The following is a 21,304-nucleotide window of genomic DNA, read 5'->3' as shown; positions in this document are numbered from 1 at the left end:
CCCTGCCAAGCGATGGCGGGGCGCGAACCCGAACCGGCGGGACATCCGGACACACATGTATGTGGGGACACTGTCCTTCGACCTCCTCCTCGGCGACGTACGGTCGCTGAAGGAGAAACGCTCCATCGTCCGTCCGATCATCGCCGAGATCCACCGTAAGTTCGGGGTGAGTGTCGCGGAGACGGGCGGTCAGGACCTACATCGCAGGGCCGAGATCGGCCTTGCCGTGGTCTCCGGGGACACCGGACACCTCACAGACGTACTGGACCGGTGCGAGCGCATGGTCGCGGGCCGGCCGGAAGTGGAGCTGCTGTCCGTACGACGGCGGCTGCACAACGACGAAGACGATTGAGCACGTTCAAGAAGGAGACGGACCAGTGGCCGACAACGCGCGGGCAAAGAAACTGGCGGACCTCATCCAGGTGGTGGTCGCCGAGAAACTGCAGCGCGGTATCAAGGACCCGCGTCTGGGCACGCACGTGACCATCACGGACACCCGGGTCACCGGCGACCTGCGGGAGGCCACGGTCTTCTACACGGTCTACGGCGACGACGAGGAGCGGGCGTCCGCGGCGGCCGGGCTGGAGAGCGCCAAGGGAATCCTGCGCTCGGCGGTCGGCGCGGCGGCGGGGACGAAGTTCACCCCGACCCTTGCCTTCGTCGCCGACGCCCTTCCGGACAACGCCAAGGCGATCGAGGACCTGCTCGACCGGGCACGGGCCTCGGACGCCAAGGTCCGTGAGGCATCCTCCGGCGCCACGTACGCCGGCGAGGCGGACCCGTACCGCAAGCCGGAGGACGAGGACGACGAGTCCGGCGAGAACGGCGAGGGCTCACCTTCCGCATGACGCAGAACAAAACGCCGGACGGCCTTGTCATCGTCGACAAGCCGTCCGGCTTCACTTCGCACGACGTCGTGGCCAAGATGCGCGGCATCGCCCGGACCCGGCGGGTCGGCCATGCCGGCACCCTGGACCCGATGGCGACCGGCGTCCTCGTACTCGGCGTCGAGAAGGCCACCAAGCTCCTCGGCCATCTCGCACTGACCGAGAAGGAGTACCTCGGTACGATCCGGCTCGGCCAGGACACCGTCACCGATGACGCGGAGGGCGAGATCACCTCGTCCACCGACGCCTCGGGCGTGACCCGTGAGGGCATCGACGCCGGTGTCGCCGCACTGAGCGGCGCGATCATGCAGGTGCCGTCCAAGGTCAGCGCCATCAAGATCGACGGCAAGCGCTCGTACGCACGGGTGCGCGGTGGCGAGGAGTTCGAGATCCCGGCCCGCCCGGTGACCATCTCGTCCTTCCGCGTCTACGACGTGCGCGAGGCGGTGGCCGAGGACGGGACACCCGTCGTCGACCTGGTCGTCTCGGTCGTCTGCTCCTCGGGCACGTACATCCGGGCCCTGGCGCGTGACCTCGGTGCCGGACTCGGCGTCGGCGGGCACCTGACGGCGCTGCGGCGCACCCGCGTCGGCCCGTATGGGATCGACGCGGCCAGGACGCTCGACCAGCACCAGGAGGAACTGGTCGTCATGCCGGTCGCCGAGGCGGCCGCTTCCGCGTTCCCCCGCTGGGACGTGGACGAGAAGCGGGCCAGGCTGCTGCTCAACGGCGTGCGGGTCGACATGCCCGCGTATCCGCCGGGCCCGGTCGGGGTCTTCGGGCCCGACGGGACGTTCCTGGTGCTCGTCGAGGAGCAGAAGGGCAAGGCCAAGAGCCTCGCCGTCTTCGCCTGACGGGGCGTGAGGACCGGTCGGTCCCATCGTGGAGCGGGCAGACCCCCCGGTGCCCGCTCCACGATCCCCCTCCAGGGACCATCCCTGTCCAGCCGAACCCGTGCATTCACCCCAATGGACGGGCGCTCGGAGTGACTGAGGGGAGTGAGGGGGGCGCTTTCACCCCCTGCGCTTCGCGTCCCGATCACCCGAGATCTACCGTCGGACCATGGGCAGCGGGGACCGGTCGAAACTGGTAAGAATCTGCGATCCGGCCGGCCGGCCGCGGGGGACCGGATTCGTCGCGGACGACCGCGGCACGGTCGTCACCGGCCATCAGGCCGTCGCCTCCGGCGAACCCCTGGTGCTGCACGGGGCGGACGGCCGGACCTGCCCCGCGGGAACCGGCGACATCACCGCTCTGCCCGCCCTCGGCCTCGCGCTGCTGCACACCGGCGGACCCGAAGTCCTCGGTGTCGAACCGCTCCCCATCGCCGCGCGCGACCGCGTGGGGACGGGCACCTACGTGCGGATCGCCGCCCACGGCTGGCGGGAGGCACGCGTACTCGGCACGACCCCGGCGACGTACGCCGAGGGCGGACGCAGCCACCGGCCGGTCGCCGCGATGGAGCTGGCCCTCGGCACGGACGGGCGCGACGCGCTGCGGTCGGGCGGTGCCGCCGTGGGCGGGCCCGTCACCGACCCGGACACCGGCGCCGTCCTGGGAGTGCTCTCCACCGCGCTGCGGGCGGAGCACGAGGCGGCGGGCCTCGCGGTGCTCCTCCCCGGCCCGGACCACGGCCACGGCGGACCGCTGGAGGAACTGCTGCGGCGCAACGCGAGTGGAGTACCCGGATACGGGTGCGACCTCAACCTGGCGGGAGCCCTGCAGCTGACCGCGACCTCGCTGGGCTCCGCGGGACGTCCGGGCGGGACGGAGGCCGTCGAACGCCCGCACATCACCGACGAGTTCACCGCCTTCGAGTCCGGTACGGGACCGGTACTCGGAGTCGTCGGGGCACCCGGCACGGGGCGGACCACGGAGCTGGCGGCCCTGGCCGCCCGCCGTTCCCGCGGCCAGGTTCCCGCCCTGACCATCTGGCTGCGCGGCGCCGATCTGCTGGCCGAGGACACCTCGGTCGCGGACGCGATCACCCGGGCGCTGCGGCGTTCCGGACGGATCGTCTCAGCGGCCGGGGCACGGGGCGACATGACGACGGCCACTCCCGAGCGGGTGGCCCGCCTCGCCGGGGCGTCCGGAAATCCGCTGCTCGTCGTCGTGGACGGTCCCGAGGAGATGCCGCCGCTGCTGGCCCACCGGCTCGCCGAGTGGACGCGCGGCACGGTGGACTGGCTGCGCGGCCACGGGGCGCGGATGGTCGTCGCGTGCCGCCCCGAGCACTGGGAGACCGCGGGCGCGCTGTACCCGCCGGACGTCCTGCACGGCCCGCAGCGGCCCGCCCGCCGGCTGCCGCCCGCCGTGCGGCTGGGCGACCTGACCGCGGATCAGGCGGAGCGGGCCAGGGAGCGGTACGACATCCCGCCGGACGCGATCGCACCGGGGCACGACCGGCACCCGCTGACCCTGCGGCTGCTCGCCGAGGTACGGGGCGCGCTGCCGCCCGACGTACCGGGCAGGCCGGGCACCGAAGAGGTCTTCGCGGCCTGGCTGGACCTCGCCTGCGTCAGGATCGCCGTCCGCATCGGGGCGGAGGCCGAACCACGGCTCCGGGGCACCGCGGTCCGCAGGCTGGCCGCGAAGGTGGCGGGACAGGTCCACGAAGCGGCCCGGCGCTGCCTCGGGCCGGGGCAGGGGGAGCTGGACCGGGCGGCGTTCGAGGAGATCTTCCCGTGGCGCACGGGGTGGGCCTCGGCCGTCCTCACCGAGGGTCTCCTCGTACCGGCGGGCGCGGGCTACCGCTTCGCCCACGAGGAGCTGGGCGACTGGGTGCAGGGTGCCCACCTGGACCTGGACGCCGCACTGCGCTCCCTGGTCCACCGCTGGCACACCGGAGAGGTGCCCGCACCCTCCCGGGCGGACGCACAGTGCTCCGCGCCCCCTGAGCCGTCCGGGGCGGCCGAACCCCGCAACCTCCCCGTACCGCGCCATCGCATCGGCCCGGTGATCCAGGCGATGCTCCTGCTGGGGCGCCGCCAGGGGAGCGCGGCGCTGGCGCACCGGATGGCCGATCTGATCGAGGCGACGGACCGCCTGACAGCCGGTGCCGAGCCCGGCGGCGGCGCGTCCGCCCGGCATGCCGACGCCGTGTGGTGGGCGGCGCACCTGCTCGGGGAGAGCCTGCTCAGGGTGCCCGACGCCCGGCCGTACCTCGGGGTACTGCGCGTACTGACCGGACGGATCGTCCGGCGGTCCCCGGGATTCGGTCCCTACGCCGAATTCGGGCCGTCGTTCTGGCGAAGGCTCCGGCTGCCGGACGGGGACCGGATCGACCTGCTCCGCCGCCTCCTGCCGGCCGACGGTGCCCCGCGCGCCGACGGGGACGAGCGGTATCTGGACGCCGTGGCCCGGCGGCTCACCGCGAACCCGCGGACGGTTCAGGCGCTGCTCTGCCGCTGGTTCACCGACGAGAGCCCGCTGCCCGCCGAGGCGGGCGGGCCGGTCCGGCTCACCGTGGCCGCGGCCGCGCAGGCCCTGCTGTACGCCCGCCGCGACCTCGCCGTCGACGACCTGACCGAATCACTGGTGGACACGGCCCACCCGCGCGCCGCCGAACTGCTCACGGCCCTCGCCGAGGACGAGCCGTCCGCGCTCTGCAGGGCCGTCGACCGCTGGGCGCGCGACGAGGAGCGGCCCGCGCGCCGGGCGGCCGCAGCCGTCCACGCCACGCTGACGGCGGCCCTGGCCACCTCGGACGCCGACCGGACCCTGCTGCGCGGTGCCGCGCTCGCCCTGCTCTCCCGCGCGGGCGACACGGCCCTGCACGCTCCCGCGCTCACCCTGCTCGTCAGGGATCCGCAGACCCGGATCCGCTATCTGCCGCAGGCCCTGCGGGTCTTCGCCGCCGGGGACCCCCGGCTGCCCGTGGCCCTGCTGGCCGAGGTGTTCCCCGAGCATCCGGAGCCGGTGCTCGCCGCGCTGCGTGCGCGCCTCGCGGTGCCCGGGGACGCGGCCGACGAGGTCCTGGGAGCGCTGGCAGGCCTGGACACACCCGCCCTCGCCCTGCACGCCCCCGGCCTCGTACGGCAGTACATCGACAACCACCCGGGGCGCGGGGCACAGGCCGCCGCGTACGTGGAGCGCAGGCTTGAGCACAGCCCGGCCGCCCGCGCGCTGCTGCTGCCCCTGGTGACCGGCCTGCTGCGGGACCGCCCCGCACCCGCCCCGGTACGCGCCGCGTTGGCCCGGGTGCTCGCCGCACCGGGCAGCCCCGGGTCCCGGCCCCTGCGGTCCGAGCTGCTGGAAGTGCTGCTGGACTTCGAGCAGGACACCGGGAGGGACGCCGCGGTGCTCGAGGCCCTGCTGCGGGCCGCGGCAGCGGGTTCCGGCAGACGCCCCGAGGCCCGTACGAGGGCGCTGGTGCACCGCACCGGGATGCTTCTGGTGCGGACGCCCGAGGGGGCCGCCCGCTTCGACCGCGGACTGGTCGAGCTCGCCCGCGAGGTGCCCGGATTCGCCGGGCTCGTCACCCGGTGGCTGGCCGACGCCCCCCAGGAGTGGGCCGCCGTCGTGGGGCCCAGCGCCCGGCGGACGGTGGAGGGCCTGGAGAGATCACAGCCCGGGATGCCGATGCCGATGCAGGCCGTGGGACGTGAGCATGGCAGTCTTAGACCTGCGTAATGGACATACACACGTACACAGGTTCGGGCGAGGAGCAGTCACAGTGCAGCGCTGGCGTGGCTTGGAGGACATCCCCGAGGGCTGGGGACGCAGCGTCGTCACCATCGGTTCCTACGACGGGGTGCACCGCGGACACCAGCTGATCATCGGCCGGGCCGTGGAGCAGGCGCGCGCGCTCGGCGTTCCGTCCGTCGTCGTCACCTTCGACCCGCACCCCAGCGAGGTCGTACGCCCCGGCAGCCACCCGCCGCTGCTCGCCCCGCACGACCGGCGTGCCGAACTGATGGCGGACCTGGGGGTGGACGCGGTGCTGATCCTGCCGTTCACCACCGAATTCTCGAAGCTGGCGCCCGCCGAGTTCATCGTGAAGGTGCTCGTCGACAAGCTGCACGCGCAACTCGTCATCGAAGGCCCGAACTTCCGCTTCGGACACCGGGCAGCCGGCAACGTCGCGCTGCTCACCGAGCTCGGTGCCACGTACGACTACAGCGTCGAGGTCATCGACCTCTTCGTGAGCGGTGAGGCGGGCGGCGGCGAGCCGTTCTCCTCCACCCTGACCCGCCGGCTGATCGCCGAGGGCGACGTGGCGGGGGCCGCCGAGATCCTCGGCCGCCCGCACCGTGTCGAGGGCATCGTCGTGCGCGGCGCGCAGCGCGGCCGCGAGCTCGGCTTCCCGACGGCGAACGTGGAGACCCTGCCGCACACCGCGATCCCCGCCGACGGCGTCTACGCGGGCTGGCTGACGGTGAACGGCGAGGCCATGCCCGCCGCGATCTCCGTCGGCACGAACCCGCAGTTCAACGGCACGGAGCGGACCGTCGAGGCGTACGCGATCGACAGGGTGGGCCTCGACCTGTACGGGCTGCACGTGGCGGTGGACTTCCTCGCGTACGTACGCGGCATGCTGAAGTTCGACTCCATCGACGACCTGCTCGTGGCGATGGCCGCCGACGTGAAGCGCTCCAGCGAGCTGATCGCCGCCTACGAGCGGGCCTGACAACCGCCTCCTGCGGTGCGCGCGCCGTCCCACCGAGGCATCGTCGGGGTAGGACCCGTCGAGCCGGGAGGACGTCCGCACCGTGCGTGAACTGCTGTCGGAACTGCGTGACTGGCACGACTCCGGTGTGCCCTTCGCCCTGGCCACGGTCGTGGCGGTACGGGGCAGTGCGCCGCGCGCCGCCGGCGCGGCGATGGCGGTGACCGCCGACGGAAGAGTGGTGGGCAGCGTCTCCGGCGGGTGTGTCGAGAGCGATGTGTACGAGGTGGCCACCGAGACACTCGCCACCGGCGGCCCCCTCCTGCGGACGTACGGCATCAGCGACGACGAGGCCTTCGGCGTCGGACTGACCTGCGGCGGCACGATCGACGTCCTGGTACAGCCCTATCTCACGGCGGACGACAGGGACCGGCTGCGCGAGCTCGTCGACACCGTCGCCGCCGGGGAACGGGTCGCGGTCGCCACCGTGGTGTCCGGAGCGGCGCCCACCGGTGCCCGCCGGGTGGTCCTGGCCGACCGTGTCTCGGGCTCGCTCGGCAGCGAAGGGCTCGACGCGGCCGTCACCGACGACGCGCGCGGCCTGCTCGCCCAGGGAGCCACGGGAACCCACCGCTACGGCGCGCACGGCGAGCGCCGCATGGAGGACGTGACCGTCTTCGTCCAGACGTACGCGCCCGCACCCCGCATGCTCGTCTTCGGGGCCATCGACCACGCGGCCGCCACGGCGAGGATCGGTTCCTTCCTCGGCTACCGGGTGACGGTGTGCGACGCCCGCCCGGCCTTCGCCACCCGGGAACGCTTCCCCACGGCCGACGAGGTCGTCTGCGCCTGGCCGCACACCTATCTGGAGTCGACCGAGGTGGACGCGCGCACGGTCGTCTGCGTGCTGACGCACGACCCGAAGTTCGACGTGCCCCTGCTGGCCGCGGCGCTGCGCACGCCTGCCGCGTACATCGGCGTGATGGGCAGCAGGCGCACTCACCAGGACCGGGTCGCCCGGCTGCGCGAGGCCGGGGTGGACGAGGCGGGACTGGCCCGCCTCGCCTCCCCCGTCGGCCTGGACCTCGGAGCCCGTACGCCGGAGGAGACGGCCGTCTCCATCGCCGCCGAGATCATCCAGCACCGCTGGGGCGGAACGGGGCGCCCGCTGGGCGAGCTGACCGGGACGATCCACCACCACCGGCCCTGACCCCATCCGCTGATGCCGTCACACGCCGGCGGGGCTCGCCGCGGTCGCCGCCGCCCAGTGGCACGCCACCTGCGTCCGGCCGCCACCCTCCAGCACCGGCAGGTCCTTCGTACGGCACGCGTCCGCGACCCCCGCCCGCTCCGCCTCACCCGAGGCGAGGACCTGGCAGCGGGCATGGAACCGGCAGCCCGAGGGCACCTTCGACGGGTCCGGCGGCTCCCCGGTCAGAATCACCGGATCGCCGTCCGCCTCCGGCAGCACCGACAGCAGCGCCTGGGTGTACGGGTGCCGGGGTGCCGTGAGGATCTGCTCCACGTCGCCCGTCTCGACGATCCGGCCCAGATACATCACCGCCACCCGGTCGGCGATGTTCCACGCCAGACCCAGATCGTGCGTGACGACCAGTGCCGACAGGCCCAGCTCGTCGCGCAGCCGCAGCAGCAGCGCCAGAATCTCGCCGCGCACGGACGCGTCCAGCGAGGCCACGGGCTCGTCCGCGACGATGAGTTCCGGCTCCAGCACCAGCGCGCCCGCGATCACGACGCGCTGGCGCTGGCCGCCGGACAGCTCGTGCGGGTACCGCAGGAAGAACCTCTCGGGGGGCCGCAGCCCTGCCCGCGCCAGCGCCCCTGCCACGGCCGCCTGCTCGTCACCGGCGTACCCGTGGATGCGCAGGCCCTCCGCCACGGCGTCGTACACCGTGTGGCGCGGATTGAGGGAGCCGCTGGGATCCTGCAGCACCAGCTGCACACGCTTGCGGTACGCCTTGAGGGCGCGGCCCGCGTAGTCCAGCGGCTTGCCTCCGAACGTGACCCGGCCGGAGGTGGGCGGTACCAGGCCGAGCAGCGAGCGGGCCAGCGTCGTCTTGCCGCAGCCCGACTCGCCGACCAGGGCGACGATCTCGCCGGGCCGGATGTCGAGGTCGACCCCGTCGACGGCGCGTGCCGTTGCCGCCCCGCGCCGGCCCGGGAAGGTGACCTTCAGAGCCTCCGCACTGAGCAGCGGAGCCGGGGGAGTGGTGGTCATGACGTGCTCCTTGCCTTGTCGGCGCCGTCCTGCGGACCGGGTGCCGCGACCGCACCCGGCTCCACCAGCACACAGGCCGCACGCCGGTCCTGCCCGGCGTCCCGCAGCTCCTGGTCCTCGGTGGCGCAGGAGTCCAGCGCCACCGGACAGCGCGGGTGGAACGTGCACCCGGACGGCAGCGCCGAAGGGTCCGGCGGGTCGCCCGGCAGACCGCGCGGCGCGTGCCGGGAGGAGAGGTCGCCGATCCGCGGGAAGGCGGCCGACAGCGCGTTGCCGTAGGGGTGCCTGGCGTTCTCGTACACCTGCTTGGCGGGACCCTCCTCGACGATCCGGCCCGCGTACATCACCGACAGGCGGTCGCAGGTGTCGGAGAGCACCGCCAGGTCATGGCTGATCATGATGAGGCCGAGGTCCTGGTCGGCGACGAGCTGCTCGATCAGCCGCAGGATCTGTGCCTGGATCATCACGTCGAGCGCGGTGGTCGGCTCGTCGGCGATGATCAGCCGCGGGTCGCAGGCCAGCGCCATGGCGATCATGACGCGCTGGCGCTGCCCGCCGGACAGCTCGTGGGGGTAGGCGTCCGCCCGTGCGGCGGGCAGCCCCACCTGCTCCAGCAGCTCGCCGGCCCGCTTGTGCGCGGCGGCCGGGGTGGCCTTCCTGTGCAGCAGGATCGGCTCGGCGATCTGGTCCCCGATCCGGTGCACGGCGTTCAGCGAGTGCATCGCGCCCTGGAAGACGATCGACGCCCCCGCCCAGCGCACGGCGCGCAGCCGGCCCCACTTCATGGTGAGGATGTCCTCGCCGTCCAGCAGGATCTCACCGCTCAGGGTCGCGGACGCGGGCAGCAGACGCAGCAGGGCGAGCGCCAGCGTCGACTTCCCGCAGCCGGACTCCCCGGCGATGCCGAGCTTCTGGCCCGCCTCGACCCGCAGGTCGACGCCGCGTACGGCGGGGACGGCCGAGTCCCCCGTGCCGTAGGTGATGTGCAGGTTCCTGACGTCGAGCAACGGCTGCCGGGTCTCCGGCTCCGTAACGGTCTCTGTCTTCACAGCGGTCAACGGGTCACCCCCAGCTTGGGGTTGAGCACGGTCTCGATCGTGCGGCCGCACAGCGTGAACGCGAGGGCGACGACCGCGATGGCGAGTCCGGGCGGAGCGAGGTACCACCAGTTGCCGGAGCTGACCGCTCCGGCCTCACGGGCGTCCTGGAGCAGCCCGCCCCAGGAGACGATCGTCGGATCGCCGAGCCCGAGGAAGGCGAGGGTCGCCTCGGTGAGGATGGCCGTGGAGATCACCAGCGTGGTCTGTGCGAGCACCAGCGGCATCACGTTGGGCAGGACATGACGGGACATGATGTGGCCGTGGCCCCCGCCGAGCGCCTTGGAGCGCTCGATGTAGGGACGGGACTCCACGGACAGCGTCTGCGCACGGACCAGCCGCGCGGTCGTCGGCCAGGTCGTCACGCCGATGGCGAGGATCGTCGTCCAGACCGACCGTGACAGCACCGTGGCCAGCGCGATGGCCAGCACCAGGGTCGGCATCACCAGGAACCAGTCGGTGATCCGCATGACGACGTTCCCGTACCAGCCCTTGAAGTGACCGGCCGTGATGCCCACCAGGGTCCCGATGGCCACCGAGAGGAACGCCGCGAGCAGGCCGACGGTCAGCGAGACCCGCGTCCCCCATACGAGCAGGGCCAGCAGACTGCGGCCGAACTGGTCGGTGCCGAGCGGGAATTCGGCGCTCGGCGACTCCAGAGGACCGCCCGGCGCATGGGTGACGCTCTGCGAGTCCGCTCCGACCAGCAGCGGGGCGAACACCGCGATCAGGGCGATCAGCGCGAGCACGGCGAGGCCGGCGAGGCCGGCCCGGTGGCTGCGGTACTCGCGCCAGAAGCGGGCGGTGGCGACACGCCTGCGGGTCCAGGTGAGGGCGCGCGGGCTGATGGTCTTCACCGCGTCGGTCGTGGTCGTCATCGGCCCACCCGGGGATCGAGGAGCGGATAGATCACATCGGCGAGCGTGTTCATCAGGATCACCGCGGCGGCGAAGACGAAGAACAGCGCCTGCACCAGTGGCAGGTCGGGCACGCTCAGCGCCTGGTAGAAGAGTCCGCCGAGGCCGGGCCAGGAGAACACCGTCTCCACCAGGATCGCTCCCGCCACGGTGTTGCCCAGGTTGACGAAGAGCAGGGTCACGGTCGGCAGCATCGCGTTCGGCACGGCATGACGGCGGCGTACGAGATCGTCGCGCAGCCCCTTCGCCCGTGCCGTCGTCAGGTAGTCGCTGCCCATCTCGTCGAGCAGCGAGGAGCGCATCACCAGCAGGGTGCGCGCGTACTCGACGGCGACGAGGGTGACGACCGGCAGCACCAGGTGGTGGGCCACGTCGAGGACGTAGCCGAAGCCGCTCGAATTGCCCGATTCCATGCCGCCCGTCGGGAAGAGGCCCGGGATCGGGCCGATGCCCACCGACAGGGTGACGATCAGGAGCAGGCCGAGCCAGAACGACGGCACCGAGTACAGCGTCAGGGCGAAGGCCGTGTGGAAGCGGTCCCCGGCCGAGCCGTTGCGCCAGGCGGACCTGGCACCCAGCCAGATGCCGATCGCCGTGTAGATCACGAAGGCGGTGCCGGTGAGCAGCAGCGTCGCGGGCAGCGCCTCGGAGATCTTGTCCATGACGGGCGCGCGGAACTGGTAGGACGTGCCGAAGTCCCCGGTCAGGGCCTTGCCGCAGTATTCGGTGAACTGCTGCCAGAGCGGCAGGTCCAGCCCGAACTCCCGGCGCATCGCGGCGATCTGCTCGGTGGAGACCTGCCGGCCACCCGTCATCTGCTTGACCGGGTCGCCGGGGATCATCCGGAAGAGAAAGAAGCTGGTGACGAGCACGGCGAACAGCGAAACGGCCGCACCGGCCAGCTTGCCCGCCGCATAACGGAGATAGGCGGTCGTGCTGCGGGCACGCGGACTGCGGGCCGACGGCCCGGCCGGAGCCGGGCCGTCGGTCTGCACAGCGTCCACGCCCGCCGCGCCCTTCAGGAGCGCGGGAGTGCTTTCTGTGCTCATGGACTATTCACGGTCTTCCGCGGTGGAACGACGACGCATGGCGAACAGCAGCCCGCCACCGGCGAGGACGACTACAGCGATTCCGACACCGATGAGGACTCCGGTGGAGCTGCCGCTGTCGCCGGACGAATCGCCCGACGCACCGGCGGCCGGGACCGCCGACCACCAGCTCCAGTAACCGTCCTGGCCGAAGATGTTCCCCGCATCGGAGGGCATCGTCGTGATGGACTTGATCTGGTCGGTGCGGTAGGCCTCGACAGCATTCGGGTACGCCATGACGTTCATGTACCCCGTGTCGTACAGCCGCGACTCCATCTGCTTGACGAGGTCAGCCCGTTTGGCGGGGTCGTACTCCGCGAGCTGCTTCGCGTAGAGCGCGTCGTACTGCTTGTCGCAGATGAAGTTGTCGGTCGCCGCCGACTCCTTCGCCTTGGACGGGAGCGCGGCGCAGGTGTGGATCGACATCACGAAGTCGGGGTCCGGGTTGACGGACCAGCCGTCGAAGGCGAGGTCGTACTCGCCCGCGTACCAGGGGTCGGAGACGTTGTCGCGGCAGTCGACCTTCAGGCCGACCCCGAGGTCGCCCCACCACTCCTGGAGGTACTTGCCGATCGCCTTGTCGTTCGGGTCCGTGGCGTGGCACAGGATGCGGAAGTCGAGCGGCTTGCCGTCCTTGCCGGCCCGCTTGCCCGCGCTGTTCTTCTTGTAACCCGCCTGGTCGAGGAGGGCACCGGCCTTCGCCGGGTCGTAGGCGAGCTTCTGCTCGGCCGTCGGCTTCCAGAAGTACGAGCCGTAGCGGGGCGGGATGTAGCCCTCACCCTCTATGGCGTGGCCCTGGAAGACCTTGTCGATGATGGTCGTGCGGTCGACGGCCATGAAGAGCGCCTGACGGACCTTCTGGTCCAGCAGCGCCGGATGCCCGTCGCCGAACTTCTTGCCGTCCTTGGTCTGCGCGCCGGGGTTGGTGGCCAGTGCGTAGAAGCGACGGCCGGGGGCGTCGTTCACCTTGATGTTCTCGGCGGTCTTCAGCGACGCGGCCTGCGCGGGCGTCAGACTCGGGCTGCCGGCGACGAAGGAAACTTCACCCTTTCGGAGGGCGGCGACTGCTGCGTCCTGGTCCTTGTAGTACCGGAAGACGAGCTCGTCGAACTTGGGCGCGCCGCGCCAGAAGTCCTTGTTGGCCTTCAGCTTCACATAGCTGTCGACCTTGTAGTCCGTCAGGATGAACGGCCCGTTGCCGACGATCGGGAACTTCGTGTCGTTGTTGAACTTCGAGAAGTCGCCGACCTTCTCCCAGACGTGCTTGGGAACGATGGGCACATCCAGCGCCGTCATCGTGGCCTGAGGCTGCTTCAGCTCTATGACCAGCTTGTCCGGACTCGGTGCGGTCACCGTCTTGAAGTTACCGACGAAGCTGCCGTTCGAGGTGGCGGCACCCTCGTCGGTCATCATCTTGTTGAAGGTCCAAGCCGCGTCCTCGGCGGTCGCCTTCTTGCCGTCCGACCACTTCGAGTCGTCCCGGATGGTGTACGTCCACGTCAGCTTGTCCGCCGAGGCCTCCCACTTGGTGGCGAGCGCGGGGATCGTGTGGCTGTCCTTGGCGTCGTAGTTGGTGAGGTAGTCGTACATAAGCCGGTGGATGCTCGTGGAGAGCAGCCGCTGGGCAAGGAACGGGCTCAGGGAGTCGACGCTCTGTGCGACCGCGACCGTGAGGGTCGACTTGCCGTCGGCGGCCTGGGCCTCCTGCGGGGCGGGGCCGATCGGGTTACCGGGGACGACCGATCCGGCGGCCAGCGCGAAGGCGGCGGCCCCGGAGGCGAGAAGGATACGCAGGCGGCCGCCTGGGCGGGGGGAGCGTGGTGGGAATCTTGTGACCATGGACGTGGACCTCGCGTCATGACTCGCACGGTGAAGGCGGGCAGATCTCTGGTTCGCCAGCTGGTGAAGCGAAGGTTTATCAGCGGCGGTCGAGTCCGTCAACGGTGGGTCAAACCGCGTGTGGGCTGCGGGAATGCAAGAAGGGCCCGCACCGTGGGAACGGTGCGAGCCCTCATTGGTTTAGACCTCTACTGCCTCACTGTTGAGGCGCTGGCGGCGGCTGCGGCGGGTACTGCTGCCAGCCGGCCGGCGGAACGGGACCTTGCAGTTCGGGCTGGCCGGGCTGACTTGCCTGGCCATCGGCGTGCGCGGGCGCCGGAGGCGGACCGGAGGGGTTGACCCCCGGCTGAGCCTGGGAGGGCAGCGGCTGCTGCCAGGCGTTCTGCTGCCCGCCCGGGCCGGGGTGCGGCGGGTACGGCTGCTGGGGTGCCGCGCCCTGCTGGTGCGGAGGCTGCTGGCCGCCGTACGGCTGCTGGGGGTATGGCTGCTGGGACTGGCCGGGCTGGGGCTGCGCGGGGTACGGCTGTGCGGACTGCCCGGGGTACGGCTGCGCGGACTGGCCGGGATACGGCTGTCCGGGGTACGGCTGCTGGGGCTGCTGGGGTGCGTACTGCTGCTGTCCCGGCGCCTGCTGACCGGGCGTCTGGTGACCGGGCATCGGCGGGGCGTACTGCGGCGGCGGGTTGCTGCCGTCCGACGTCCACAGCCCCTGCTGCTGCTGGGCCCGCTGGAAGTCCTCCGCGACGAGCGCGGAGAGGTGGAAGTACGCCTCGCGGGTCTTCGGACGCATCATGTCGAGGTCGACCTCGGCGCCCGCCGACAGGTGCTCGTCGAAGGGCACGACCACGACACCGCGGCAGCGCGTCTCGAAGTGCTGCACGATGTCATCGACCTTGATCATCTTCCCGGTCTCGCGGACTCCGGAGATGACGGTGAGGGATCGCTGCACCAGGTCCGCGTATCCGTGCGCCGAGAGCCAGTCCAGCGTGGTGGACGCGCTGGACGCACCGTCGACGGACGGCGTCGAAATGATGATCAGCTGATCGGCGAGGTCCAGCACGCCGCGCATCGCGCTGTAGAGGAGGCCGGTGCCCGAGTCGGTGAGGATGATCGGGTACTGCTTGCCGAGCACCTCGATCGCCCGGCGGTAGTCCTCGTCGTTGAAGGCGGTGGAGACCGCCGGGTCCACGTCGTTGGCGATGATCTCCAGACCGGAGGGCGCCTGCGAGGTGAAGCGGCGGATGTCCATGTACGAGTTGAGGTACGGGATCGCCTGGACCAGGTCACGGATGGTGGCCCCGGTCTCGCGGCGTACCCGTCGGCCGAGCGTACCGGCATCCGGGTTGGCGTCGATGGCGAGGATCTTGTCCTGCCGCTCGGTGGCCAGGGTCGAGCCGAGCGCGGTGGTCGTCGTGGTCTTGCCGACACCGCCCTTGAGGCTGATGACCGCGATCCGGTAGCAGGAGAGCACCGGTGTGCGGATCAGGTCCAGCTTGCGCTGACGCTCGAGCTCCTCCTTCTTTCCGCCCAGCTTGAAGCGGGCGGCGCTGGAGGGGTTACGACTGCTCTTGGCCTTCTGCTTGCCCCGGACCAGCCGGTCGGAGGAGAGCTCCACGGCGGCCGTGTAGCCGAGCGGGGCGCCGGGCACGGAGCGCTCGCGCTGGTCGTGGGTGACCGGTGTGGGCCAGGCCGCTCCGGCGCGCGGGTCGACGGGCGGGGCCTGAGGGCCGGGCTGCTGGGGCTGGTACGCCTGCGGCTGTTGCTGGTAGGGCTCGGGCGGCTGCGGGGTCACCTGGGCCGGAAGATTCGGCGTGCCCTGGACCGGCTGCTGGGGGATCTGCGGGTGCTGCGGGATCTGTGGCGGGAGGGGGGCGCCCTGCGCCGGGAACGGCTGCGGCTGGGGCGCGTGAGGGGCCTGGGGCGCCTGGGGCGGGAACCCGTAGCCGCCCTGGGCTGCGGGCGGGAACCCATAGCCGCCCTGGGCTGCGTGGGCCTCACCCTGGCCCGGGGGCAGTTGGGGCGCACCCTGTCCCGGGTACTGCTGCTGAGGCGGTTGCGGGAACCCGTAACCACCCTGCGGTGCGGGGGCGTTGGGCTGGACCGGCTGCAGGGACTGAACCGGTTGAGCAGGCTGCTGGGGCGCCGGCGCCTGCGGGAATCCGTACCCGCCGGGCGCCTCGTTGGTGGGTGTGGGTGTGGGCGTGGGCGCGGACGCCTGCGCGGGCCACTGCGACCCCGGCTGGGGCATGCCGGGCTGCGGTGCGGCGGGCTGGAAGGCGGGCGGCAGTGGCGGGAGGGCGCCCTGCGGGGGCGCGGGGGACCAGGGGGCCGGCATGTTCGCCGGCGGGGCGTCCTGGGGTTCGGCGGCCGAGGACCGAACGTCCTCGGGCACCGCGTCCGTAACAGCGTCCGCAGGCCCCTCGGCCTGTGCGGGATCCGTCGTCGGTACGTCGTCGGCGGCGGGCGCGGAGTCCGCGACGGGGGCAGGGTCCATGTCCGGGCCCGACGAGGCGCCGGAAGCCGGGGCGGACACGTCGGCGCCCGGCTCACCGGACTCCTCGGAGTCCCCCGCGCCTGTGCCGCTCACCGGGTCGGACGCTTCCGCGGTGCTGTGCCCGGAGTCGCCCCCGGACTCGTCCGCCGGCTCCGCCGAGGCGGCGGGAGCCACGGGCTCCGCCGGGGCGCCGGATTCGGCGGCGTGCGAGGTGGCGGAAGCCGAGGCTTCGGCCGCCGCCTCGCGCTCCGCGATCTCCCGCTTCAGTGAGGCGGCGGAGAACCGCATCGTCGAACCGCTCTCCAGATCGCCGCCCCCGAACGGATCCGGGGCACCGCTCGCGGCGTCCGTACCCTCGGGGCCCCCCGAAGCGGAGGCGGAAGCCACCGGACCGGGCTCGGAAGGCGGAGAGGACGGTGCGGGCGCCGTGGACGGCGTGGGTTCTGCGGGCGCGGGCGGGCCCGGCGACCAGTTGGGCTCGAACCCGCCGCCGGCCGGCAGTCCGGGCACCGACACCGGAGCCCCCTGAGGCGGGGGAGGCGGCGCCAGGTGAGACCCCGCCCCGCCGGACGAGTCACCCGCCGCGTTCTGGGTGTACCAGGCGGGCGGGGTGTAGTCGATGGTGAACTCACCCGTCATCTCGGCGGGCTCCGCGTCGGACGACTCGTCGACGGGTGTGTTCCATCCCCCGCGGATCTCGTCCCGATCGCCGTTCACTTTGCCTCCTGGTGTGGTCGAGCACCCTTGTGCCGTGGTGGGTGGGGGCGACCGTTCCCGTTGTCCGATCCGCCCGGCTCTCCCCCTTGCGACGCGCAGTGCCTGTACCCAGGTTCCTCTGTCACGCCCCCACCCACCCTAATCGCCATCGGGCGCACTACGGCAGGCCGTACCGCACGGGAAGAACTGTCCGGTAGGTCACGCCCCGCCATCAAGTGAAACAAGTACGGCGGAAAGCGAAGGAAGAAGCCGTCGATTCTTCACACAACAGGACATGGAGCGACCTGGCGAGAGGGTGGCGGTCCGGTCCGGACAGCCGCCCCCCACCCGCACCATCGCCTACGTGAGGTCGAACTCACCGTCGCGTGCGCCCAGTACGAAAGCGCGCCACTCGGCTTCCGTGTACCGCAGCACGGTCTCCGGATCCAGCGAGGAGCGCATCGCGACCGCACCCTCCGGGAGGTACGCGATCTCGACCCGTTCCTCGACGTTCTCGGTGCCGGGTGCGCTCAGCCACTCCACATCCGAGATATCGAGAGCGTAGAGCTCGTCCTTTTCCTGCTGGGTGCCCATGTGCACGTCCCTTCGGTCGAACGGTGTCGTTCCCTCGCCATGATCCTGAAAAGCGGCGACCGGGGGGTGCAAACGAGACAGGAATCAGTCCATCCTGCGAGCGGTGCCCAGCAGTCCGCTCTCCACGTCCGTCGCGCTGGTCATCACCCAGTGGCGTTCGCGGCCCGCCACCCAGAGCGTGACACCGTCCGCCAGGGTGGGCAGGGCCTCGCTCTCGGTGCGTGCGAGCCCCAGAATCCTGCCGATCTGCTCCGCCTCGGCCGGCGAGACCCGCTGGATGCCCACGAGCGTCGACGCACGCAGCAACCGGGGTGCCACAGGGCTCAGATAGGGCAGCAGCGTCAGCACCGACTGCCACGGCGAGGACACCACACGGCCACGGGGCGGGCGCATGCCGCAGTCGCGCACGACAAGCACCGGGCTGCCCACGGTCGCTCCGGTCGGCGGGACCTGGCCCACGTCATGCAGGGAGATGCACTCGAGACCGGCACCCGCGGCCTGCGCCAGCGTGGTCCACGCCTGGGTACGCCCCGTCTCGACCGCCACCCGCGCACCGGTACCGGCCGCCCGGAGTGCCAGCACCTGAGCGGTCCACAGACCGCCGATCAGCAGGACGTCGTACGGTGCCGGACGATGGAACCCGATCATCTGCGGGCGCCCCTCGGCGTCGTCGCCGATGATCACCCCGTCGTCGCCCACCGGCAGCGACAGTGCGCCCAGGTGGTCCGCCGCCAGGGTGTGGCCGGCATGACGGGGCCCCAGCAGCCCTCTCCTCGGAGCGATGTGCTTCGTCACTGCGCGCCTCCCAGCGGGAGCGTGGCCAGGACACCCGGCAGCTGTTCACGGTCCAGCCGGACGAGGCCGACCCCCGCATGCCGTGCGGCCTGCTCCAATGTCCTTCGGACGCCGACCAGTTCGGTGTCGGAGCCGCCGGTGATCCGTACGTGGCCGCGTACGGACACATGGCCCTGGTGCGTACCGCGACGCACCGTCAGGCTGAACGTCGTCGCATACGCCGGAACCGAGGTCAGCAGCGAGACCAGCCGCGGCAGCGGAGTGGCTCCCCGGCCCAGTTCGGGCCACCGGTCCACGGCGTAGGTGGTGTGCCAGCGGTCGTCGCAGCGCCAGACCCGTGGTGTCTCCGCCGTCCGCCGCTGCGAGGGGGCGTCCGGCCTGCCCGCACGCGCCGACAGGATGGGGCTGGCACAAGCGGACGTCGCCACGGCGGAGTTCAGCTCCTCCTGGTCCAGTACCGAGGCCTTGAACCCGGCGCCGGTGATACGGCTCGCCACGTGGTCCGCGGCCCGCACCAGGCAGCGCTGCGCCCCTCCGATTCCGCCACCGCGTGCCTCCACGGCCTCCCGGCACAGCTCCGGATCCAGCTTCACGGCCACCCAGGTCATCCGCAGTGCGGGCGCCCCGGTCCGGTCCTGGAGGGGGCCGTACGAGAGCCGGGCCACCGACCGCTCCGGCAGGTGCGGCGCCGGAGCGGGGCGTACCTGCTGCACGAGCTGCGCGGACTCCAGCACGATGTCGTCCACCGAGAGCGCGTCGCCCAGGAGGGACAACGGAATCGAGCGCGCACCCAGCGCCTGGCGGAGCGATTCACCGCTCGCCTCGACCCGTACGACCGCGGTCAGGAAGGTGCCGTCCCCGACCATGCCCACCGTGCGGCGTGCGCCGTCCACATAGATGTACGGAGCGAAGCCCGGCACGTTCTCCGCGACCGGAGCCAGTTGCGGCTCCGTCTCGGCGGGGGGCGCCGTGGCGGTCCGCCTGCGACGGCGGAGGGACGACACGGTCGACAGCCAGTCCTGCACGGCCCGGCCCCGGCGGCGTACCACCGCGAGAAGGACCAGCAGACAGGCGATCACGCCGGCGGGGATCAGCCACGCGCCACCGAGCGCGGCACCCACGACGCCGACTGCCAGGGCGGCCTCGACGAGCACCATCTGCCGCAGCGCGGGCCCGACCCGGCTGGTCCTGGAGATCGAGTGGAGAGTGGTCGCCGCGGGTGCGTCCGCCGACTGATGGGGGGCTGTGCCGTCCGACCCGTTGCTCCGTTGCCGCCGGGAAGGGCCGGGCGTTCGTTGGGCAGACCGCCTCGTGCGCTCCCCCGTCGCTGCACCCATCGCCGCGTTGCCCCCTCGTGTCCGTATTCACCGTTTTTTTCACGGGCGTTGATCGGGCGATCACCCTACCTGAGCAGTGATGGCCAAGTACCAACAGGCATAGTAGGGGTCCCGGTCGGCGGCAGCGGTCCACGACCGGTGTGGGAACCTGGTCGCCCACTGGGGAGAAGGGGCAGCGCGCACATGGCATCACGGCGGGACGAACTCAATGCCTACACCTTCGCGAAGCGGAGGTTGGTCGCACAGTTCCTGCAGCCCCACCCGTCAGGCTCGGAGGAGGGCGCACCTCGCCCACTTCGCGCGGTGGTACCCGGAGTGATCGTCGGCGCGGTCGTCCTGGCGGTGTTCGGAGCCTGGGGGATGTTCAAGCCCGTGGCCCCCCAGAAGTGGGACACCCCTTACGAGAACGTCATCATCGCCAGCAAGTCCACGACGCGCTATGTGGTGTTGAAGACCGACGGCAAGACGCAGCTCCACCCGGTGCTGAACATGTCCAGCGCCAAGCTCCTCCTCGCCCCGGACAAGGGCACCGTCATCAACGTCGACGAGTCGGTCCTCGACAGCGGCAAGATCCCGCACGGGGCGACCCTCGGCATCCCGTACGCACCGGACCGGTTGCCCGACAAGTCCGAAGCCGGCTCCATGAAGCGCTGGGCGGTCTGCGAGAGGCCCGGTGAGGGTGGCAGGGCCATCCAGAAGGCGGCGTTCCTCTTCGCGGAGCGCGAGCAGAAGAAGACCGACGGCGCGGGCAAGCTGCAGGGCGGCGAGCTGATGTACGTCGAAGGCCCCGGACCGGACAGGACCCGCTACATCGCCGACGCCACGGGCACGGCATACGCGGTGGAGAAGGACGAGCTGCTGCTCCGCACCCTGGTCGGCCAGGGCCGCGAACCCCAGCGGGTGTCCGCCGACTGGCTGGAGACGCTGCACAAGGGGGACGAGGTCACCTTCCCGGCCATCGAGGGAACTCCCGGCTCCGACGCGGGTGTTCCGGGCAAGCTGCAGCCCGGGGACAACAAGGTGGGCATGGTCCTCGCGGCGACATCCGGCACGAGGACCCAGCAGTACGTGGTCCTGCGGGGCAGGGTCGCCCCGGTGTCCGACTTCGTCGCCAAGCTCCTGCTCAGCAGCCGCGCCCTGGTCAACCTCGGACAGGACGGCAAGGCGAAGCACGTCAGCGCCGGCGCGTTCGAGCCCGGAGCGGCGTTCGGGCAGGAGCTGGACTGGCCCACGAGCGAGCCGACACCCGTCAACTCCGCAAGCACGGAGAGCGGAAGCCGTAACACCGTGTGCAACGTCCTGCGCGGCGTCTCGGACAAGGACGGTGCCAGCACGCTCAGCACCTGGGCGGGCACGGGCTTTCCCGCCACGCTCCCCTCCGGGTCCAGCAGCGCCTACGTCACCCCCGGATCCGGCCTGCTCTTCCGGCAGTTCAAGGGCTCCAGCCCCGACTCCGGCCCGCTCTTCCTGGTGACCGACACCGGTCTGCGCTATGCCATGCAGTCCAACGGCGACAGCGTGCAGGACGACTCCGGCATCGGCGAGTCCGGTACGAAGGAGGAGAAGCAGAGGCAGCAGGAGGCACAGCAGGCGCAGAACCGGCTCGGGTACAAGGACGTCGATCCCGCACCCGTTCCCGCCGCCTGGTCCACCTTCCTGCCGACGGGCCCCCGGTTGTCGACCGGTGCCGCCCGCCAGCCGCAGGGTTCGTGAGGA

Annotated in this window: 16 protein-coding genes; 7 read left to right on the top strand and 9 right to left on the bottom strand. The window is 71.8% G+C overall.

Going from position 1 to position 21,304, the window contains the following annotated elements; translation table 11 throughout:
• The first annotated feature begins 55 nt into the window (after positions 1-55).
• The 6 genes from ACFW9O_RS28470 (at position 56) to ACFW9O_RS28445 (ending at position 7,705) form a co-directional block, all read left to right on the top strand.
• Entirely contained in the window at positions 56-352 is a 297-nt protein-coding gene (locus tag ACFW9O_RS28470) for a DUF503 domain-containing protein (RefSeq protein ID WP_384613299.1), read from the top strand.
• A gap of 25 nt (positions 353-377) precedes the next feature.
• Positions 378-848 (top strand): 30S ribosome-binding factor RbfA, encoded by a 471-nt coding sequence (gene rbfA / locus ACFW9O_RS28465; protein WP_351171132.1) that lies wholly within the window; start codon positions 378-380, stop codon positions 846-848.
• On the top strand, positions 845-1,741 hold the full coding sequence (gene truB / locus ACFW9O_RS28460; RefSeq protein ID WP_329206841.1) for a tRNA pseudouridine(55) synthase TruB: 897 nt from the start codon (positions 845-847) through the stop codon (positions 1,739-1,741). The genes rbfA and truB overlap by 4 nt, the downstream gene beginning before the upstream one ends.
• Positions 1,742-1,949: 208 nt before the next feature.
• Positions 1,950-5,519, top strand: a complete 3,570-nt coding sequence (locus ACFW9O_RS28455) for a trypsin-like peptidase domain-containing protein (RefSeq protein WP_384613296.1) — start codon at positions 1,950-1,952, stop codon at positions 5,517-5,519.
• A gap of 43 nt (positions 5,520-5,562) precedes the next feature.
• The gene (locus ACFW9O_RS28450; RefSeq protein ID WP_384613294.1) at positions 5,563-6,516 is read left to right on the top strand and encodes a bifunctional riboflavin kinase/FAD synthetase; all 954 of its coding nucleotides are present in this window, start codon (positions 5,563-5,565) and stop codon (positions 6,514-6,516) included.
• Between the two features lie 82 nt (positions 6,517-6,598).
• A complete protein-coding gene (locus ACFW9O_RS28445) occupies positions 6,599-7,705 on the top strand; it encodes an XdhC family protein (RefSeq protein ID WP_384613292.1) in 1,107 nt (368 codons plus the stop codon).
• Positions 7,706-7,723: 18 nt separating this feature from the next.
• Here ACFW9O_RS28445 and ACFW9O_RS28440 read toward each other — a convergent pair whose 3' ends face one another.
• The 9 genes from ACFW9O_RS28440 to eccE all read right to left on the bottom strand — a co-directional run bounded on the left by ACFW9O_RS28440 (position 7,724) and on the right by eccE (position 19,588).
• Complete coding sequence (locus ACFW9O_RS28440) at positions 7,724-8,731, bottom strand: oligopeptide/dipeptide ABC transporter ATP-binding protein (protein ID WP_384613290.1); 1,008 nt, start codon at positions 8,729-8,731, stop codon at positions 7,724-7,726.
• Positions 8,728-9,789, bottom strand: coding sequence for an ABC transporter ATP-binding protein (locus ACFW9O_RS28435; protein ID WP_384613288.1), 1,062 nt, complete (start codon positions 9,787-9,789; stop codon positions 8,728-8,730). Before ACFW9O_RS28435 ends, ACFW9O_RS28440 begins: the two co-directional genes overlap by 4 nt.
• The gene (locus ACFW9O_RS28430) at positions 9,786-10,706 is read right to left on the bottom strand and encodes an ABC transporter permease (RefSeq protein WP_351171150.1); all 921 of its coding nucleotides are present in this window, start codon (positions 10,704-10,706) and stop codon (positions 9,786-9,788) included. Before ACFW9O_RS28430 ends, ACFW9O_RS28435 begins: the two co-directional genes overlap by 4 nt.
• Positions 10,703-11,794, bottom strand: a complete 1,092-nt coding sequence (locus ACFW9O_RS28425) for an ABC transporter permease (RefSeq protein ID WP_351171152.1) — start codon at positions 11,792-11,794, stop codon at positions 10,703-10,705. Before ACFW9O_RS28425 ends, ACFW9O_RS28430 begins: the two co-directional genes overlap by 4 nt.
• Positions 11,795-11,797: 3 nt before the next feature.
• Positions 11,798-13,672, bottom strand: a complete 1,875-nt coding sequence (locus ACFW9O_RS28420) for an ABC transporter substrate-binding protein (protein ID WP_384613286.1) — start codon at positions 13,670-13,672, stop codon at positions 11,798-11,800.
• A gap of 196 nt (positions 13,673-13,868) precedes the next feature.
• A complete protein-coding gene (locus tag ACFW9O_RS28415; RefSeq protein ID WP_384613284.1) occupies positions 13,869-16,883 on the bottom strand; it encodes an SCO5717 family growth-regulating ATPase in 3,015 nt (1,004 codons plus the stop codon).
• A gap of 339 nt (positions 16,884-17,222) precedes the next feature.
• Complete coding sequence (locus ACFW9O_RS28410; protein WP_351171161.1) at positions 17,223-17,456, bottom strand: DUF397 domain-containing protein; 234 nt, start codon at positions 17,454-17,456, stop codon at positions 17,223-17,225.
• 84 nt (positions 17,457-17,540) lie between these two features.
• Positions 17,541-18,251: a hypothetical protein gene (locus tag ACFW9O_RS28405; RefSeq protein WP_351171164.1), complete on the bottom strand. Its 711-nt coding sequence runs from the start codon at positions 18,249-18,251 to the stop codon at positions 17,541-17,543.
• A complete protein-coding gene (eccE, locus tag ACFW9O_RS28400; protein ID WP_384613282.1) occupies positions 18,248-19,588 on the bottom strand; it encodes a type VII secretion protein EccE in 1,341 nt (446 codons plus the stop codon). The genes ACFW9O_RS28405 and eccE overlap by 4 nt, the downstream gene beginning before the upstream one ends.
• Before the next feature lie 183 nt (positions 19,589-19,771).
• Here eccE and eccB point away from each other — a divergent pair, with 183 nt between their 5' ends.
• Positions 19,772-21,301 carry a type VII secretion protein EccB gene (gene eccB / locus ACFW9O_RS28395; RefSeq protein WP_384613280.1) on the top strand — a complete coding sequence of 510 codons (1,530 nt, stop codon included), beginning with the start codon at positions 19,772-19,774 and terminating at the stop codon, positions 21,299-21,301.
• Positions 21,302-21,304: the final 3 nt, after the last annotated feature.

This window comes from Streptomyces sp. NPDC059499 (assembly GCF_042749285.1).
Classification (GTDB): Bacteria; Actinomycetota; Actinomycetes; order Streptomycetales; family Streptomycetaceae; genus Streptomyces.
Note: the sequence above shows the minus strand (reverse complement) of the source record. Positions and strands in the feature narration are given on the sequence as shown.

Excerpts from the sequence above, each read along its gene's own strand:
- ACFW9O_RS28470 (WP_384613299.1), top strand. The coding sequence starts at position 56 with ATGTATGTGGGGACACTGTCCTTCGACCTCCTCCTCGGCGACGTACGG.
- truB (WP_329206841.1), top strand. The coding sequence starts at position 845 with ATGACGCAGAACAAAACGCCGGACGGCCTTGTCATCGTCGACAAGCCG.
- ACFW9O_RS28455 (WP_384613296.1), top strand. The coding sequence starts at position 1,950 with ATGGGCAGCGGGGACCGGTCGAAACTGGTAAGAATCTGCGATCCGGCC.
- ACFW9O_RS28440 (WP_384613290.1), bottom strand. The coding sequence starts at position 8,731 with ATGACCACCACTCCCCCGGCTCCGCTGCTCAGTGCGGAGGCTCTGAAG.
- ACFW9O_RS28430 (WP_351171150.1), bottom strand. The coding sequence starts at position 10,706 with ATGACGACCACGACCGACGCGGTGAAGACCATCAGCCCGCGCGCCCTC.
- ACFW9O_RS28425 (WP_351171152.1), bottom strand. The coding sequence starts at position 11,794 with ATGAGCACAGAAAGCACTCCCGCGCTCCTGAAGGGCGCGGCGGGCGTG.
- ACFW9O_RS28420 (WP_384613286.1), bottom strand. The coding sequence starts at position 13,672 with ATGGTCACAAGATTCCCACCACGCTCCCCCCGCCCAGGCGGCCGCCTG.
- ACFW9O_RS28410 (WP_351171161.1), bottom strand. The coding sequence starts at position 17,456 with ATGGGCACCCAGCAGGAAAAGGACGAGCTCTACGCTCTCGATATCTCG.
- eccE (WP_384613282.1), bottom strand. The coding sequence starts at position 19,588 with ATGGGTGCAGCGACGGGGGAGCGCACGAGGCGGTCTGCCCAACGAACG.
- eccB (WP_384613280.1), top strand. The coding sequence starts at position 19,772 with ATGGCATCACGGCGGGACGAACTCAATGCCTACACCTTCGCGAAGCGG.